Source organism: Paenibacillus sp. FSL H7-0442 (assembly GCF_038593105.1).
Classification (GTDB): Bacteria; Bacillota; Bacilli; order Paenibacillales; family Paenibacillaceae; genus Paenibacillus; species Paenibacillus polymyxa_D.
Genome location: NZ_CP151963.1, coordinates 5590341 through 5607312 on the forward strand (window position 1 = coordinate 5590341; position 16972 = coordinate 5607312).

Genomic DNA, 16972 nt, shown 5'->3' on the forward strand with positions numbered 1-16972 from the left:
CTTCCTCCTTAACGCAAACGCAGCCTCGGATCTATCGCCGTCTGGACCACATCCACCAAACACTGAACTCCTACAATTAAAAATACGGCAAAAATAACATACCCCTGAATCACCGGATAATCTCGCTGTGTAATCGCATCTATAAAATACTTGCCCAACCCCGGCCATGAAAAAATGGTCTCTACAATCACATTACCTGCCAGCATAAATGATAGATTGGTACCTAGCAGTGTAATTATAGGCAGAACCGCATGCCTAAATATCTCAAAAAACAGGATATGCAAACGTGAAAAGCCTCGAGCCTTCGCTGCTTTCACAAAATTCCGGTCACCCAGCTCCAGCATTTGAGCGCGCAGTACGCGTGCTTGCACAGCTCCCAAACCTGCGCCAAGAGTCAGCGCTGGGAGCACTAGATGTGTCCAGCCCTCCCTTCCCATGGATGGGAGCCAGCCCAAGCGAACGGAGAATAGATAGATCAACAGAAAACCAAACCAAAAAGAGGGGATCGACGATCCCAGCAGGGCGAACAGCCTGCCCAGACGATCCAGTGGGCCGCTGATTTTTAGCGAGGCAGCCAGCCCCAGCCCCAGCGTAAGCACCGTCATGACGGCGAAGCCCGCAGCAGCTAGCTCCACAGTAGCAGGAAGTCTGTTCCACAGTTCGGCTAGCACCGACTCCTTGGATACATACGAAGTGCCCCAATGCCCTGTGAACACATCCCGCAGCCAGTTCACATATTGAATATGAAGCGGTTCGTTTAAGCCCAGTTCCTTTCGTAGCGTCGTCAACGCCTCCTCAGAGGCAGGGATATTATGCGCGGTGAGCAAAATGGTAGCAGGGTCTCCAGGGGCCAGCCGCATCAGTACAAAAGTCAGCGTGGATACAACGAATACAATAATGAGCAGCTGCGCCACACGTTCCAGTATAAAACGAATCATAGGATACGCAGCTCGTTATTCCGCAATATCGGATTGCGCTGTAATGTAGTAATACTCGATCGGATGGGGTGTAAAACCCTCCACCCCTTTTTTCACGCCAAACACATTATCAGGATGCACAATGAACGACTGTGGCAAATCCGTATTGATGATATCCAGCGCTTGTAGTGTCACAGCATTACGCTGCGCTGTATCCTTCGCCAGCTTCAAGCTGTTAAGAATACTCTCTAGCGGTTTGGAACTATAACGGCTTACATTGGCTTCGCTTTTCGAAGAATAAAACATGTCCATAAAATATTGCGGCTCTCCTGTATGAGCAGTAAGCATACTGTACATAGCAAAATCCCAATCGTTTTTGGTCAACGCCTCGTCAATATTTTCCACCTTGCGAATCTTGACCTGGATTCCCTCTTTCAGCAATTGGCTTTGGATGACCTCAGACATCACAGAGAGCTCCGGACGCTGAGGGAAAGTCAGCAGCGTAACCTCGAACGGCTTGCCTTGCTTAGTCCATGTCCCTTGGGCGTCCTTCTGCCAGCCATCCTTCGTCAACAGTTGCTCTGCCGTTCCGTCCAGCGCTTTACGCTCAACTTTACCGAAGGGAAGAATGCTCGGGAACGGGCTGCTTGCCTCCGTACCGAAGCCCCTCATGACGGCGCTCACAATCGATGCGCGTGGAATCAGGCTGTCCACCACCTTACGGTTCGCCGCATCCTTGAATACTGGCGATTCCATATTGTACACGATCATATGGGTGCGCAAGGACGGAGCCGACAGCACTTGTAGCCTGTCGTTCTTTTTCAGTACCTCTGCGTTATCAACCGGAATATCCGTCGCTACGTCCACCTCACCGGATTGCAGTGCCATCAGGCGCGAATTCCCGTCCGTAATGAACTTCATCGTCGCTTCAGCCAATCGTGCCTTCTCGCCCCAGTATCCGTCATAACGCTCTACGACCAACGATTGGTCCTTGTTGAACGCTTTGATTTTAAAGGCGCCTGTCATCGCTGGGTAACTCTGTTCATCTTTCATCGATGCCACATCCAGTACAATCGTCGATGGATCAGCTAGATTAGACACCAACGCCGCATTCGGCTGGTTTGTCGTGATCTTCAAGGCCAGCGGGCCGCTTACATCAATGGACTTCACATTCAGTAAATCCTTCGCCAGATGGCTTTTCTCAATAGAGCGTAACAAAGACGCTTTTACACTTGCTGCATCCATACCTTTTCCATTATGAAAAGTGACTTTATCCTGCAAGCTGAACGTCCAAACTGTAGGGCTATCCTGCTTCCACTCCTTTGCCAGCCAAGCGACAGGCTCCAGCTTTTCATTCAAACGTACCAGTGTCTCACCTGCACCGGATCGCATCACATCCCAGCTATTATCTCCATGCGGGTCAACGCCTGACGGTTTCCATGTATACGCCATTACCAGCTTTTTATCTGTCGCTGTTTGTTGTGCTGACGCGTTTTCACCCTTGCCGGAGCTATCCGACGTCCTATTGCTGGCACATCCCGAAAGAGCCATAACTGCCAGCAGCATCACCCCTGTACATATCAACCATGAACGCCTGCTACGATTGCTAATCATTCGATGAATCCCCCTCTATCTTGTAAAACCGCATAAAACTAACGCAAAACGCGAAAAAAGCATTCCAGACCACTTAATTAGCAGTCAGAAATGCCTTCAATATAAAATGTCAGAACTCACCTCGAAGCCAACTCCAAAAACATAGAAGGGATCAGATCGGTTTCAGACATTCCGTATGCAGCACGCCTAACCACCTCCCCAGCATCCCGTGGGTCTGACAGTGATGTCAAAACAGGCAGGTCTCCTGACTCCAGGCGTATCTTTCAGGCCTTCCCGGTTCTTCACAATTCCAGTGGCTGTTCTGAAAGCTCCAGCAGTATCCTGCTGATGCCTGTATACAGTGGCGGGCCCGTGTCGGAATCAACCGAACTTCCCTTTTAAGTGAACATGCTCAACAACTATGTACATCGTCTCTACGAAACCCCATACATAGAGTTGTCCGGCTCACACCTGTTTTCTTCCTTTATTTCTTTTCATTACGATCTTATTTTGTTGTCACAGGCTTGTCAATAAAGGCTGCACAATAATTTAAATTTGAACGATAAGGTAGAAACAAGACATAACCTCCAATTGCGTGCACGCAATTGAAGTGTTAAAATTAGGTATAGAGTAAACCACCGTGTCCGTATACTAAAAAGAGTCTTCGCCGCGCCAACGGCAAAGACTCTTAGGACTTGAAAGGCTGTGGATCACCACCACGGCGCGCTGCATAACTAAATGTCAATGCAAACGAAACCCACCGTTAGGGGCCAACCTAATTACGCGGTGGGTTTTCGCTTGTTCCGAAATTTTCGACGTAGCCAGCGATAAAGTTTACGAATACTAAACGCCAGGCTTAGTAACGTAACCATCCAACGCAACACATCGTAGCACGACACAAGGTTGACCATCGGCTTCACCCCCTTTCGGGAAGCTGCACCGTGGTCCGAAAACATCCACCACTATTCAAAATCCATAAGGTAAATTATACCATGATATCGCCCGCTGCTCTAGCAAATTCTTCTAGTAAGTAAACTGGAAAACGCACCAAATTAGAGCTACCCATTTCATTCCGCAGTTTATCTATATATCCCCAGACAGCAAGGGGATATACTATCTGGATAACCCCATGCCAAACAGCCGGAAAAGAGGCATACGTCCTCTCTCCGGCTATCTTTATTTATTTCTAATCATCAAACCTTCTGTGGAACCTCCTGAACCGTCACGCTTTTGACCGATTCCCCTTGTTTTCTCGTCAAAACGATGTTCAAGACAATCGCTGTAATCGAGCCCGAAACGATACCATTTTGCAGCAGCATTTTGGCAAAGCTCGGCAGCTGGTCGAACATTTGTGGCAGAACGGCAGAGCCTAGGCCCACAGCAATACTGCATGCTGCGATCAGCAGATTGCTTTCCTTCCGCAGATCCACTTCTGACAAAATAGACATGCCTGATGCAGCAACCGAGCCGAACATGACGATCATCGCCCCGCCTAGCACAGCGTTAGGAATCACTGTCGTTAAGGCAGCCAGCTTAGGCAGCAAACCGAGAACAACCATGATACCGCCCGCAGCAAAAATAACGTTCCGCGATTTGACGCGTGTGAGTGAGATCAGGCCAACATTTTGCGAAAAAGCTGTATAAGGAAACGCGTTAAAAATACCCCCAAGCATAATCGCAAGTCCTTCCGAACGAAGTCCATTGACGATCTGCTTTTGCTCCACCTTCTGATCAATCGCTTTGCCTACTGCCAGATAAACGCCCGTAGACTCGACCATGCTGACAATATTGACAATAATCATTGTACATACCGCCATAATGCTAAACTCTGGCTTACCAAAATAAAACGGCTGCGCAACACTCACCCATGACGCATCGGCCACGGGAGCAAAATGCACCATTCCCATCGCATAAGCAACCACCGTGCCTGCAAACAGACCGATGAGCACGGAAATCGAGCGCATAAAGCCTTTTGCCAACCGATTCACAAGCAAAATAACCAGCAAAGTAACCAGCGCCAACAGCAAATTACGTGGCTGTCCAAAGTCTGAACTGCCCTGGCCCCCTGCTACATTGTTCATCGCCACCGGAATAAGAGATAGACCGATAATCGTAACGACCGAACCCGTAACGACCGTCGGGAAAAAGCGTAGCAGCTTGCCATACAGCGGTGCCGCAAGCACCACGAATATACCAGACAAAATAATGGCACCGTACGCTGTCGCCAAATTCGAGGTCGAAGCAATCGCGATAATGGGGCCTACTGCCGTAAACGTACAGCCTAAAATGACAGGCAGTCTACTACCAAAAAAACGTGTGCCCATAATCTGCAATAACGTAGCAATCCCACAAGTGAACAGATCGGCAGCCACCAGATAGGCCATCTGGGCTGGCGTCAGGTGCAATGCTCCCCCTACAATCAGAGGAACAGCAATCGCTCCAGCGTACATCGCCATGACATGCTGGAAGCCCAGTGCGAATAACTTTTGTTTACTTAACATCCCACATTCTCCTTAACAGGAGCAATTACTGCGCCAGCTTCCTCTATAAAATGGACCTCGCCTGGTGCCATGGAAGCGATACGCGCAAGAGAACGTACGGCGATGCCTCTTTGCTCCAACAGTCCACGGCCTTCCTGGAAGCTCTTCTCAATCACACAGCCAACCCCGGCCAGCTCCGCTCCTGCTTCCTTTACAATATCCGTAAGTCCGACCAATGCTGCACCAGTTGCCAAAAAATCATCTACGATCAGCACATGGTCGCTGGCATCGAGATATTTTTGGGAGATACTCACCTGATAGGTTTCCTGCCGAGTGAACGAATGAACCTCTGCGAAGTATACCTGCTCATTCAGCGTGATGGCCTTCTTTTTCTTCGCATAAATGAACGGGACCCCCAAGGCAATAGCAGTAGCCATTGCAAATTGAATACCACTAGCTTCAATGGTAAGCACCTTGGTGATCGGAGCACTGCCGAACAGGCGTGCAAACTCCTTACCAATCTCTAATGCTAATGCTGTATCTACCTGATGATTCAAAAATGAATCTACCTTTAATACGGTGTCAGATAAAATCTGTCCTTCTTGACGAATACGTTCCTCCAAAACTTTCATTATGCGAGTATCGCTCCTTCTGTACTTTAAAATAGTGAGGATTTTGCAAAATCCTGAACAGTAAAACCTGCCAAAACCAAAAAAGGACAGGCTCCCTTGAGTTGTTTCTCAAGTGAAGCCTGTCCTTGGGGTTATAATCCCTGACGGATTGGCGCACAAATAAATGCCCGCATTCATCCGAAGCCGATGCGCTATCACTCATAGTCGGACGATTACAGTGGTCGTCCGGTAGAAACTTTTGGGCCATATCCCCAATATTATACGAGTCATATGAAATTGATATCTTGTATACTACACCCTCTGGCGGGCGGTTTCAAGACTATTTTTCATACAGACAGCAGCATTTGGAGAACCTTCCACAATTGGAATATCGTAAAATCAAATCGACCTTTGTTGAAGGTATATATATAGTAGAAAACAGATGTTAAAAAACAAAAATACATACAAAACAACATTCAATTTTAATTATAGTTTTAAAAAACAAAAATAAATCCACAAATTTCACTTCCGTTTCTGTTGACTGTAAAGAAAAACGGAAGTAGTATGGAGTTAGTTAAGAAAACAAAAGGCAGACTTTCAGGCTGCCCGTATTTTATCCATGCAAGGAGATTGGATATGAATAATTATCTTGCTGTTGATATTGGAGCTTCAAGCGGTAGGCTCGTAGGGACAACTCTGCAAGGTGACCAGCTACACTTGCAAGAGCTTCACCGTTTCAACAACTCCTTTACCGAAAAAGACGGACACGATTACTGGAATATCGACGAACTATTAAATGAGATTATTCAGGGCTTGCAAAAAGCTAAACAGAAGGGGATTCATTCCTGTACGCTCGGCATTGATACATGGGCTGTAGATTACGTGCTGCTTGATCAGAAAGGTAACCGCATTCATGAGGTATACGCTTACCGGGATGCACGTACCCTCCACGCACCCGACAGGCTGCACCAGCTCATCAGTCGAGAGGCTGTGTATGAGAAAACAGGCATTCAGGAACTAAACTTTAATACCCTGTATCAACTGTTCGTCCATGATCGGGAACAGCTTGCCCAGGCGGATAAAATATTGATGGTCCCTGATTATCTGTACTATCGTCTGACAGGCATCATGATCAATGAAATCACGAATGCGTCCACGATGCAGCTTCTCAACGTGAACACCCGAGAGTTTGATGAAGACCTGCTGTCCCTGCTCCAGCTGCGACGCAATCAGTTTTCAGAGCTTGCCGAGCCTGGGCGGGTTCTGGGTTCTCTTTTGCCGGAGCTTGTTCAAAAATACGATCTTCCGGACTGTCAGATCATTCTTGCGCCTACTCACGATACTGCATCGGCCGTTGCAGGTGTTCCGTCACAGCGGGAAGAATCTTGGGCTTATATTAGCAGCGGCACGTGGTCACTACTGGGAATGGAACGATCCGAAGCCTTGAATACGAAGGCAGCCATGCAGGCGAACTACACCAATGAGTGGGGCGCTTACGGTACGTACCGTTTTCTGAAAAATATTATGGGATTATGGATGATTCAGGAGGTCAGAAGAGAAAGGGGCTGTGCACATAGCTTTGCCGAATTGGCCCAACTGGCCTCAGCAGAGGCACCGTTTGTCAGTCTTGTCCTCTGTAACCATTCATCCTTCTTAAACCCGGATAGTATGACCCTTGAAATCCAGCGATTCTGTGAAGAGACAGACCAGCCCATCCCCAGGACGCCGGGCTCACTCGCCCGCTGTATTTTTGACAGTCTGGCCTTAAGCTACCGCGATGCCTTACACGAACTGCAACGTCTAACAGACGAAACGATTACCAGATTGCACATTGTCGGCGGAGGCGCTAACAACGAATTACTATGTCAGCTAACCGCCGATCTCTTGGGAATTGAGGTTCAGGCAGGTCCTTCCGAATCTACGGCCATCGGCAATATTGTCGTGCAATTAATTAGCTCTGGTGTTCTTGAGGATCTCAAGGCTGCTGGCCGAACCATCGCCCGCTCCTTCCCGACTCGGCTATATGAGCCGCAATCGGTGGAAGGCGTGCAAGAACTTTTGGATCGCTGGGAGCACCTTAAGATACAAGCAACATCCTCTATTCACATATCTCAATAAAGGAGTAAAGCCATGAACGAAGCCATTGAAGCCAGTTATAACGAAGCGAAAAAGCTGTATGCCCGCCACGGTATTCAAGTGGACGACATTTTACGGAAGCTTTCACAAATCAAAATATCACTGCACTGCTGGCAGGGAGATGATGTTCAGGGATTCCTGTTCAAAGACAAACAGCTTAGCGGGGGGATTGCCGTAACGGGCAGCTACCCGGGCAGAGCCGGCACGCCGCATGAGTTACGTCAGGATTTAGAAAAAGCTCTATCACTCATTCCGGGTAAACACAAGGTCAATCTGCACGCCATCTATGCGGACACCACAGAACAAGTGGATCTCGATCAACTGGAGCCACGCCATTTTCAGAACTGGGTAGACTGGGCCAAACAGCAAGGGCTTGGGCTTGATTTTAATCCAACCCTGTTCTCCCATCCTAAAGCGGAAGACGGCTTCACACTGAGTCACAAGGATTCGGAAATCCGTGATTTCTGGATCACACACTGCAAAAAATCACGTAGGATTGCCGAGTATTTTGGCAAAGAACTCGGTCAGCCCTGTGTCACAAACCACTGGATGCCGGACGGCTATAAAGATACTCCGGTTGATCGGTTGGCTCCAAGAGAACGTCTGCGTGATGCGCTGGACGACATTTTCAGCGAGGAAATCAGCGAGGAATACAACATCGATGCGGTTGAAAGCAAGCTGTTTGGCATTGGCTCGGAAAGCTATGTCGTGGGCTCACATGAATTCTATATGGGTTACGCCCTGACACGCGGTAAATCTATCTGTCTCGATGCGGGTCACTTCCATCCAACCGAAGTCATTTCGAACAAACTGTCCTCTGTGCTGATGTTCACCGACCAATTATTGCTCCATGTCAGCAGACCGGTTCGCTGGGACAGTGATCATGTCGTGACAATGGACGACGAATTGCTGGACATTGCCCGCGAGCTGGTTCGCGGTGAATTGCTTTCCCGAACCCATATCGGTCTTGATTTCTTTGATGGCAGTATCAACCATGTGGCAGCATGGGTCATCGGAACACGCAACACGATTAAAGCGCTGCTTCGCGCTATGCTCGAACCGATTGAAGCATTAAGGCAGGCGGAAGAGGATCGGGACTTCACCACTCGTCTTGCTCTAGTCGAAGAATTCAAATCGTATCCGTTTGGTGCGATATGGGATTACTATTGCGCTCAAAACAGCGTTCCCGTTCGTGAGGAATGGCTGGCCGAAGTAAAAAACTATGAACAACAAGTACTGTTGAAACGATAACTGCTGAAACGGTAACTACTGCACTGATAATGCTTATATTCATATCATCCAAAGGGAGAGATTATCCATGACTACTGTGCTGGAGAATCAAAAAGAACGCAAATCGGGACTGGATATCCCATTTGTTCGCGAGATGGCGGAAATCACACAAAACATGTGGAAATTCGGCTGGGATGAACGCAATGGAGGTAATGTAAGCTATATTCTGGATGAAGCCGAGGTTGCAAAATATATAGATATTCATCAGGTCATTCGGACGATTAAACCTGCTTTCCCGGTGAATGAACTGGCTGGTAAATATTTTATTGTCACCGGATCAGGAAAATATTTTAAAAACGTAATTGCAGATCCAGAAGCAAACTTAGGGGTCCTTCGTGTCTCCCAGGATGGCGAACAGTTGGAAGTCTTGTGGGGCCTCAAACATGGCGCAGTGCCTACCAGTGAGTTACCTTCCCATTTTATGAGCCACATTGAGCGCTTGAAGGTCGATCCTAACCATCGCGTGGTGATTCATAATCATGCCACCCATGTTATTGCCATGACCTTCATTCATAGTCTGGACGAAAACCAATTCACCAAAACGCTGTGGGAAATGTGTACCGAATGTATTGTCGTCTTTCCAGACGGTATCGGTGTAATCCCTTGGATGGTACCGGGTTCCAGCGAAATCGGCCGCGAAACTGCAAAAAAAATGAAGGATCATCACGCTGTATTATGGCCTCATCATGGCATTTTCGGAACGGGCAGCTCCATTGATGAAGCGTTTGGTCTCATTGAGACGATTGAAAAAGCGGCGCAAATTTACATGCTCATTGCTCACCATGATATCCAGCAACGGATTACAGATCAGGAATTGGCCGATCTAGCCAAAGCCTTCAACGTTACTCCAAAAGAAGGAATCTTGAACGTATAAATATAGGCTAATCCCCATCTCATAATACAGAACTTAAAAGGCTCCACGGGTCATCTCAAACCGGCCATGGAGCCTTTGGCATACGCAGTTTTAATTATATAACCCTCAATTCCAATGAATTAACTTGTAATTGTGCTTTCCTTTATATACAATAAAATCAAAATTCCCTTATCTCCACCAAAGGAGAGGTGACAAGTTATGAAAAGAGCAAAAAATGAAGATCACTTCGACATCGTGGAAGACCATTATTTCACAGCTACCGAATTGGAAAAGTCCAGCGCCATTTGGCCTGTCAGACTGGGTATGGATATTTCGAAAACAAGCTGCCATGTCGGTCCCAAGGCTGTTCCTTATTTTTATTTGATTTTTGTGCTTGAAGGTCAGGCTGAGTTTATTTATAAGCAACAGAAGTACCGTGTCCAAAAGTCTGATTTATTCTGTTTTTTTCCGCATGTTGCCCATGAATATTACACCGATCACCAGCACCCTTTGCAAAAGGTATGGATTGCCTTTGAGGGACCCAAATCCCTCGCGCTACTGGAGCGGATCGGAATTAATCCCTCCACGCCATTTATGGCTAACGCCGTGAGTGAGGAAATCCTCGAACTTATCTCTAACCTGTTTTCCATCGTACACGACAACAACAGACAGGGCAGCGATCTGGCCCGCTTGATTATACTGCACCAGATCTTCGAGGAGTTGTCCCGCAACACATCTGACGTACTGCGCAACTTTGTATGCTCTGATTATTGGCTCCAGCAGGGGAAAGACTACATTGAAATGCATTATTGTGACCGTGTTACGATTGAGCAAATTGCCGAGCATGTAGGTGTGGATCGTGCCCACTTTTCACGTAAGTTCCATTCCACCTTCCTCATCTCTCCCGCCAAGTATTTGCAAAACCTTAAGATTAACGAAGCCAAAAGATTACTGGAGCAGACAACTTACAATTTGTCGATCATAGCCCAGTCCATCGGCTATACCGATATGTCCACCTTTTCCAAAGCATTTAAGAAAACAGCAGGGATTCCACCGCGTGAGTATCGCTTCCGACATCAGTCCCGGCAAGAGATTCGTACCGTCAACGCTTAGCTGGAATCCAGTAACGTTCAAGAGAGCCGCCGTATACGGTGGCTCTCTTTTTTTATGACCTGATCCTAATTTACACTTGGTTCTGAGCCCTTTCAACGTTATAATAAGCATCAAACCAACAGGAAAGGTACGTGAAATCCATGCTGCGATTCAATGCGATACGTACGGGCTATCTGCTGGGCATCTCTCTGATACTGGCCGCAATTATTTATTTTTTCGCCTCCAATTGGGGCGGACTGGATCGGACAGTCAAGATTGTACTGGCTGCTGCGCTTATTGTTCTGTTCTATGGCTTGTCTTTTGTATTTGCACGGATACGTGCTGTTCCCGGCCAACAAGCTTTTCTGTCTAATATGTTTTTGGTGGCTGGCTGTATAGCCTTTGGCGTTTCTGTGGCATTGCTCGGTCAAATTTACAATTCCCATGCGGACAGCTACGGATTGTTTTTCATTTGGTCGGTACCGGCTCTGCTACTTAGTTGGATCACTCGCTACAATCCTTTTTATATGCTGTCGTATGTACTGATTCATCTTGGTTTGTGGTTTTATTTTTACCCTACGATGCAAAGCCCGTCTTATAGCGAGCTGGAATCGTTGTCCATTGCCGGAGTGTTCGCACTGGTCAATCTGGTGTTGTTTCTATTGACGTTCCTTCATCGTATACACTCTGCTCCACTACAATATATGAGCTTTACTGTTTTTCATATAGCCATGTTAGCGATGACTAATTCTTTTGCATTTGATGGCTATGGCCTGGTCATGAATATACCGTATATCGCTGTGATTGCTTTAGGATTTTATATATTTATCAAGGTACGGCTGAATAAAACACTACTGACCTTGAATGCATTGGCGCTCTCCGCTTTTGCTGTCTTTAAATTTATAGAGCTGACAGAAGCTTACTACTCATCTCTGTTTTTTGTTTTTGGTTTGATTTTTGTGGCGCTGCTGCTGACCGGTAACGTGTGGTTTTTCCGTTATTTGAATCGTTTGGGGAAAACACCACCGGAAACAGGGGAGATATTCAATGGGGAAAACGGGGATATCGTAAAAACCGATGTGGAAACAACCGTTCCCGAGGAACGTGGCAGTGAATGGATCAGCAAAACCGTATCCCGTGTAATCAAAGTGGTTGGAGTGCTGATCGGAAGTATATCTCTCATCGGATTGATTATGATTAGCACGAATGTAAACCACACCGAATATGTACTGTTGGTTGTGTCATTGCTACTTATGATTTTGATGATTGTCATACCGGAATCCAAGCTGGATTCGGTCATACGTTATACCCTGCTGACCATCAGCTATATTACAGGCTTGGCGGCCATTCTATGGTCAGATCAGTCGCTGCTTTCGGTATTATTTCTGATCGTTTCCATCGCTGGATGGTTTCGCTCCAAGGGGAAAAGGCAGTTATTTTTTGCCTACACCTTTGTAACCCTGAATCTGGCGACCATTTTATTTCAGCAGTATCAGGAGTGGGATGGTTGGAACTGGACCTACAAGTTCATCATCTTCTCTCTTTTCATCGTCAATGCCGTGTTATATGGGGTAAGTTACTTTATATCCAAGACGGAGTTAAAAGAACATCTGCGGAATAGCTCATTATTTTTCAGCTTGCTGTTCCTGTTTTGGGCGACGTTCTTCGAGGATGTCGTTCCACACTCTTATATGTTCATTAACATTTTTTATTTTGTTATCGTTACCGGGATGGTCTTTGCCTTTGCCCGTCTGAAACAAAAATCGGAGGCCATCATGAGTGTTGTCTTCTGGTTTATTTTTATCGGCTTCAAATACTATGATTTATTGTGGACGCTACTGTATAAATCTTTTACGCTGGCGTTACTGGGGATCATTGCGCTCGGAATTACCTGGTGGGCGGATCGGCGAATGGCCCATAGCGGCAAAGCAGCATTCGATGCCGATCACCGCAGCTTTAGCTTTATGCGCTTAAGCCCGTTACTCATTGCCATTGTCATCGTGCTACAGCTGGGGATCATCGGGTATCAGACGGTGAGAAGCGAAACCCTGCTCGCCACAGGGGCTTCCATTAAGCTCAAACTGGCTCCTATAGACCCGCGCTCCCTGCTACAAGGCGATTATGTGGCACTGAATTACGACATATCTACCCCTCCTTCCAAGACCCCTCTTCAGGAGGAAGAATGGAGCCGAGGCAAGGTCAAAGTCGTTCTCACACCAGATAACCAAGGAGTATACGTCGCAGACCGCCTCTATCAAGATGGCGAAAAACTTGCCAGTCATGAGGTCATTCTAAATGGACAGTGGTATGGTTCTCGTATTGTGTACGGTATTGAGAATTATTTCATCCCTGAGGGAACCGGACGTACTGTAGAACAGAACGCACATTTTGCCCATATTCGGGTGAGCCGCAATGGAGACGCACTGCTGGAACGTTTGGCAGAAAGCTGACCGGATCGGCGCAGATAGTTAACAAAGCAGGCTGAACCAAGCTGCTCCATTGCTGGAGCACCACTTGGTTCAGCCTGCTTGTTTTTTCGGGTCATCGAGTTACCCTCTTATAGATAACCTTTATCCCTACGCTACGCTTATCCTCGTTTATACATCTCTCGTCCATGATGCTATTTCCTCAATATCCTGCGGCTGAGTCCGGCAACAACCACCAATCAGACGAGCTCCCGCTTCATACCATTGGCGGGCACTTTGTCCGAACGTCTCTGTACAAGTGCTACCGTGCCATGTCTTGGTGACCGGGTCATATTCCTCTCCCAGATTGGGATATACCACCACAGGCTTATCCGTGTGGCTGCGTATTTCGTGAATAAGCGATGGAACGAATTTCGGCAAAGTGCAATTGATTCCTACAGCAGCCACTTGCTCATGCCCATTCAGCCACTCAGCACATGCAGCGGCAGACTCACCATTGCTGATATGCTGCCCATCCTTTGCGCTAAAGCTGATCCAGGCATACGTACCAGGGAATTCCTTCAGCAATCGGGCGATGGCCTTGGCTTCAACCAGACAGGGTATCGTTTCACAAGCTAAAATATCTGCACCCGCCTCAATCAGAGCTTTCATACGCGGCCTGTGAAACTCCACAAGCTGTTCCTCGCTCAGCTTGTAATCGCCGCGATACTCTGATCCATCTGCCAAAAACGCCCCGTAAGGGCCGACGGAGGCCGCAACTAGCGGCTTGGGACGATGTCGCTGACTTGCAGTAGCCGTCACGTCAGCCCAAAACTCATCTCGTGCCTGCACAGCAATCCGCACCGATAATTGAATCAGTTCCAGCGCCTCAGCTTCGCTTAAGCCTCGTTTAACATAGCCTTCAACGGTAGCCTGATAGCTCGCAGTAATCGCACAGTCTGCCCCAGCCTCAAAATAATCCCTATGTACACGCTTGATCGACTCCGGATGCTCATGGAGGATTTTAGCTGACCATAAGCTATCGTTCAGATCATGTCCATGACGCTCCAGCTCGGTCGCCATTGCGCCATCCAGCACGATCAGCTGAAATTCGTTCAGTATATGTTGTATCGGATTCATGCGGCCCCTCCTGCTCGTCTTTTCTATTTAACCCACTAATCAAGTAGGGTTTAATGATTTACATTATAGCACGGATGTTGATGAGCATTCACAAAGCCAAGAAATAATCATTTTGTGAAGTGAAGACGCCCCCTCTCGTTTCATTTGCTATCTGATGTAACGTATAAATTTTTTAAATTAGTTTCATAAGTTAAATTAATTAGATATTGTTCTTTTTTTCACAAAGTCATTTTACTATAAAGGTGCAAACCAACACTTTGGCCAAAAGATCATGGCATTGCATCGTCACATTCTGCATCGTCATATATGTGAAAAAAGGTACAAGAGAGGGTTTTATTTATGTCTTTACTAGAAATGATTACCGCGACCTTAACAGATAACAAAATTGTCAGCTCTATCGCTTCCACCGTTTTTATTATTCTTCTTGGTTTCTTTTGCCGCAAAAAGGGGATTTTTAACGCAGCAGTAGGAAAGATGTTATCCAAGGTTGTTCTAACCGTCGCTCTACCAGCACTAGCCTTTAATTCTTTCATGCAGGATATTAATCCTACAATGTTAAAACAAGGAATGAATGTTTTAATATGGGGAGTTCTAATTTATATTATTCTCATCTTTATTTCTAAACCGTTCTTCCTCAGCTACAACAAGGATAAACAGGATGTTTTGCGGGTGTTAACCATTTTCGGTTCTACTACTTTCTTCGGAATTCCAATTGTAGGAGCCATTTATGGTCCTACCGGAGTGATGTACAGTTCCATTTTTAATATAGGGTACCGCATTTTCTTATACTCCTACGGCTATATCAAAATGAGCGGCTTAAAAATGGAGCTTAAAAATCTCAAAACCATGTTTTTAAATCCCATCGTTATCGCCACGTTTCTAGGCCTGTTTGTTTGGTTATTTCAAGGTTATTTGCCACAGATGAGTGTAGCTACAGAGGATGGGGCCATTCAGCAGTTCGCCTTTCTAAGAATTGATCAAACCGCTGTCTGGCTGTTCAAGCCCATGACCTACCTTGCTGGACTAGCTTCTCCGTTAGCCTGGTTATCGATTGGCTCGACATTAGGGGAGATCAGCTTCAAGACGGCAGCTACGGATAAGACCTCTTGGTATTACAGCATCGTTAAGGTTTGGCTTGTACCTATTGTTAACATCGTCTTGCTGGCTTTGTTGACTGTATCTCATATTCTGTCAGTCGATTCGGTCGCTTTAGCTACTATTGTCATCATGATGGCTACTCCTACAGCTACCGTAGCCGCAGCCTATGCCATCAGTTTTGATAAGGAAGCCATATTGACCTCCAATGCATCGCTTCTATCAACTATTACTTCTGTCGTCATGATTCCAGTGTGGATCGTTACGCTCAATGTCATTGATAAAATTGGAATTTTCTAAATCAGGGGGAAAACAACATGTTAAAAATCATTTGCTATGGTGTCCGTTCTTATGAGAAACCCTATTTCCAGGATCTCAATAAATATAACTTCCAACTAACGCTGGTAGAAGAGTTGTTAACCACCAGCAATGCAGAATTGGCACAGCATCACGATGCCGTTTTGCTAAGAGGAAACTGTGCTGCCAATCGGGAAAATATCACAAAATTCAATGAATACGGCATTCGATATGTTTTCACCAGAACAGTCGGAATCAACCACATTGATTTGGATGCCTGCAGCGAATTCGGAATGAAGGTGGCACGCGTGCCATCCTACTCTCCGAATGCCATCGCCGAGCTCTCCTTAACTTTGGCTATGATGCTGTTCCGGCACACCGCTTATATGACTACCAAAAGCTCTTTCAAGAATTTTATTGTGGATGAGCATACATTCAGCAAAGAGATTCACAATTGTAAAGTTGGGATTATCGGGGTCGGTCGCATTGGTCTGACGGAAGCCAAATTGTTTAAAGGATTAGGAGCTTCTGTTATCGGCTATGATGTGTACCAATCCGACGCAGCCAAGGAAGTCATTCCATTCACAACCTTGGATGAACTACTGGCAGAGAGCGATGTCGTTAGTGTGCATGTTCCTTATCTGCCGGGACAGAACGACCAAATGATTAATGCCAGCTTTTTAGCAAAAATGAAAAAGGGCTCTATCCTCATCAATACCTCACGTGGAGAATTACAAGATAACCAAGCCATTCTGGACGCTTTACTCAGTAATCATTTGGAGGGATTTGGGACAGATGTCTTCCCTAAAGAGGAAGAACTATTTTTCAAAGCCTTTGAACCATGGCAAATGCTCCCGGACCCAACGATCCAGAAACTTGTGGAGCTGTATCCAAGAGTTTTGGTAACGCCTCATGCTGGCTCGAATACCGTTACGGCGTTATCCAACATGATTGAAACTAGCTACGACAACTTCCATGATATCGTTACAACTCATTCTTCGGATAACCTGGTCCCACTTCCTGTCCTCTCTATGAAATAATTAGGAAGCTCGGTACTCTTGTT

Annotated in this window: 12 protein-coding genes and 2 riboswitches; of the genes, 7 read left to right on the forward strand and 5 right to left on the reverse strand. The window is 46.5% G+C overall.

Annotated features, from left to right (window positions below; translation table 11 throughout):
• Positions 1 to 8 precede the first annotated feature (8 nt).
• The 4 genes from nikB to MHH57_RS24735 all read right to left on the reverse strand — a co-directional run bounded on the left by nikB (position 9) and on the right by MHH57_RS24735 (position 5622).
• Positions 9 to 938 carry a nickel ABC transporter permease gene (gene nikB, locus MHH57_RS24720; protein ID WP_209947567.1) on the reverse strand — a complete coding sequence of 310 codons (930 nt, stop codon included), beginning with the start codon at positions 936 to 938 and terminating at the stop codon, positions 9 to 11.
• 15 nt (positions 939 to 953) lie between these two features.
• A complete protein-coding gene (locus MHH57_RS24725; protein ID WP_341071400.1) occupies positions 954 to 2531 on the reverse strand; it encodes an ABC transporter substrate-binding protein in 1578 nt (525 codons plus the stop codon).
• A gap of 216 nt (positions 2532 to 2747) precedes the next feature.
• Positions 2748 to 2948, reverse strand: a riboswitch (cobalamin riboswitch).
• 755 nt (positions 2949 to 3703) lie between these two features.
• Positions 3704 to 5011 carry a nucleobase:cation symporter-2 family protein gene (locus MHH57_RS24730; protein ID WP_341071401.1) on the reverse strand — a complete coding sequence of 436 codons (1308 nt, stop codon included), beginning with the start codon at positions 5009 to 5011 and terminating at the stop codon, positions 3704 to 3706.
• Positions 5005 to 5622: a xanthine phosphoribosyltransferase gene (locus MHH57_RS24735; RefSeq protein WP_209947562.1), complete on the reverse strand. Its 618-nt coding sequence runs from the start codon at positions 5620 to 5622 to the stop codon at positions 5005 to 5007. The genes MHH57_RS24730 and MHH57_RS24735 overlap by 7 nt, the downstream gene beginning before the upstream one ends.
• A 181-nt stretch (positions 5623 to 5803) precedes the next feature.
• Positions 5804 to 5907, reverse strand: a riboswitch (purine riboswitch).
• Between the two features lie 330 nt (positions 5908 to 6237).
• Between MHH57_RS24735 and rhaB the strand changes: the two genes are divergently transcribed.
• The 5 genes from rhaB to MHH57_RS24760 all read left to right on the forward strand — a co-directional run bounded on the left by rhaB (position 6238) and on the right by MHH57_RS24760 (position 13422).
• The gene (gene rhaB / locus MHH57_RS24740; protein WP_342434651.1) at positions 6238 to 7719 is read left to right on the forward strand and encodes a rhamnulokinase; all 1482 of its coding nucleotides are present in this window, start codon (positions 6238 to 6240) and stop codon (positions 7717 to 7719) included.
• Positions 7720 to 7731: 12 nt separating this feature from the next.
• A complete protein-coding gene (rhaA, locus tag MHH57_RS24745; protein WP_029518812.1) occupies positions 7732 to 8988 on the forward strand; it encodes an L-rhamnose isomerase in 1257 nt (418 codons plus the stop codon).
• Positions 8989 to 9055: 67 nt separating this feature from the next.
• Positions 9056 to 9901 (forward strand): rhamnulose-1-phosphate aldolase, encoded by an 846-nt coding sequence (gene rhaD / locus MHH57_RS24750; RefSeq protein WP_029518813.1) that lies wholly within the window; start codon positions 9056 to 9058, stop codon positions 9899 to 9901.
• 198 nt (positions 9902 to 10099) lie between these two features.
• Positions 10100 to 10993 carry an AraC family transcriptional regulator gene (locus tag MHH57_RS24755; RefSeq protein WP_069012279.1) on the forward strand — a complete coding sequence of 298 codons (894 nt, stop codon included), beginning with the start codon at positions 10100 to 10102 and terminating at the stop codon, positions 10991 to 10993.
• 140 nt (positions 10994 to 11133) lie between these two features.
• Entirely contained in the window at positions 11134 to 13422 is a 2289-nt protein-coding gene (locus MHH57_RS24760) for a GDYXXLXY domain-containing protein (protein WP_342435192.1), read from the forward strand.
• Between the two features lie 147 nt (positions 13423 to 13569).
• Here MHH57_RS24760 and mmuM read toward each other — a convergent pair whose 3' ends face one another.
• Positions 13570 to 14517, reverse strand: coding sequence for a homocysteine S-methyltransferase (gene mmuM, locus MHH57_RS24765; RefSeq protein WP_029518816.1), 948 nt, complete (start codon positions 14515 to 14517; stop codon positions 13570 to 13572).
• 339 nt (positions 14518 to 14856) lie between these two features.
• Here mmuM and MHH57_RS24770 point away from each other — a divergent pair, with 339 nt between their 5' ends.
• Positions 14857 to 15912: an AEC family transporter gene (locus MHH57_RS24770; protein ID WP_029518817.1), complete on the forward strand. Its 1056-nt coding sequence runs from the start codon at positions 14857 to 14859 to the stop codon at positions 15910 to 15912.
• A 17-nt stretch (positions 15913 to 15929) separates the two neighbouring features.
• A complete protein-coding gene (locus MHH57_RS24775) occupies positions 15930 to 16949 on the forward strand; it encodes a 2-hydroxyacid dehydrogenase (RefSeq protein ID WP_342434652.1) in 1020 nt (339 codons plus the stop codon).
• The last annotated feature ends 23 nt before the right edge of the window (positions 16950 to 16972 follow it).

Excerpts from the sequence above, each read along its gene's own strand:
- nikB (WP_209947567.1), bottom strand. The coding sequence starts at position 938 with ATGATTCGTTTTATACTGGAACGTGTGGCGCAGCTGCTCATTATTGTA.
- MHH57_RS24725 (WP_341071400.1), bottom strand. The coding sequence starts at position 2,531 with ATGATTAGCAATCGTAGCAGGCGTTCATGGTTGATATGTACAGGGGTG.
- MHH57_RS24730 (WP_341071401.1), bottom strand. The coding sequence starts at position 5,011 with ATGTTAAGTAAACAAAAGTTATTCGCACTGGGCTTCCAGCATGTCATG.
- MHH57_RS24735 (WP_209947562.1), bottom strand. The coding sequence starts at position 5,622 with ATGAAAGTTTTGGAGGAACGTATTCGTCAAGAAGGACAGATTTTATCT.
- rhaB (WP_342434651.1), top strand. The coding sequence starts at position 6,238 with ATGAATAATTATCTTGCTGTTGATATTGGAGCTTCAAGCGGTAGGCTC.
- rhaA (WP_029518812.1), top strand. The coding sequence starts at position 7,732 with ATGAACGAAGCCATTGAAGCCAGTTATAACGAAGCGAAAAAGCTGTAT.
- rhaD (WP_029518813.1), top strand. The coding sequence starts at position 9,056 with ATGACTACTGTGCTGGAGAATCAAAAAGAACGCAAATCGGGACTGGAT.
- MHH57_RS24755 (WP_069012279.1), top strand. The coding sequence starts at position 10,100 with ATGAAAAGAGCAAAAAATGAAGATCACTTCGACATCGTGGAAGACCAT.
- MHH57_RS24760 (WP_342435192.1), top strand. The coding sequence starts at position 11,134 with ATGCTGCGATTCAATGCGATACGTACGGGCTATCTGCTGGGCATCTCT.
- mmuM (WP_029518816.1), bottom strand. The coding sequence starts at position 14,517 with ATGAATCCGATACAACATATACTGAACGAATTTCAGCTGATCGTGCTG.
- MHH57_RS24770 (WP_029518817.1), top strand. The coding sequence starts at position 14,857 with ATGTCTTTACTAGAAATGATTACCGCGACCTTAACAGATAACAAAATT.
- MHH57_RS24775 (WP_342434652.1), top strand. The coding sequence starts at position 15,930 with ATGTTAAAAATCATTTGCTATGGTGTCCGTTCTTATGAGAAACCCTAT.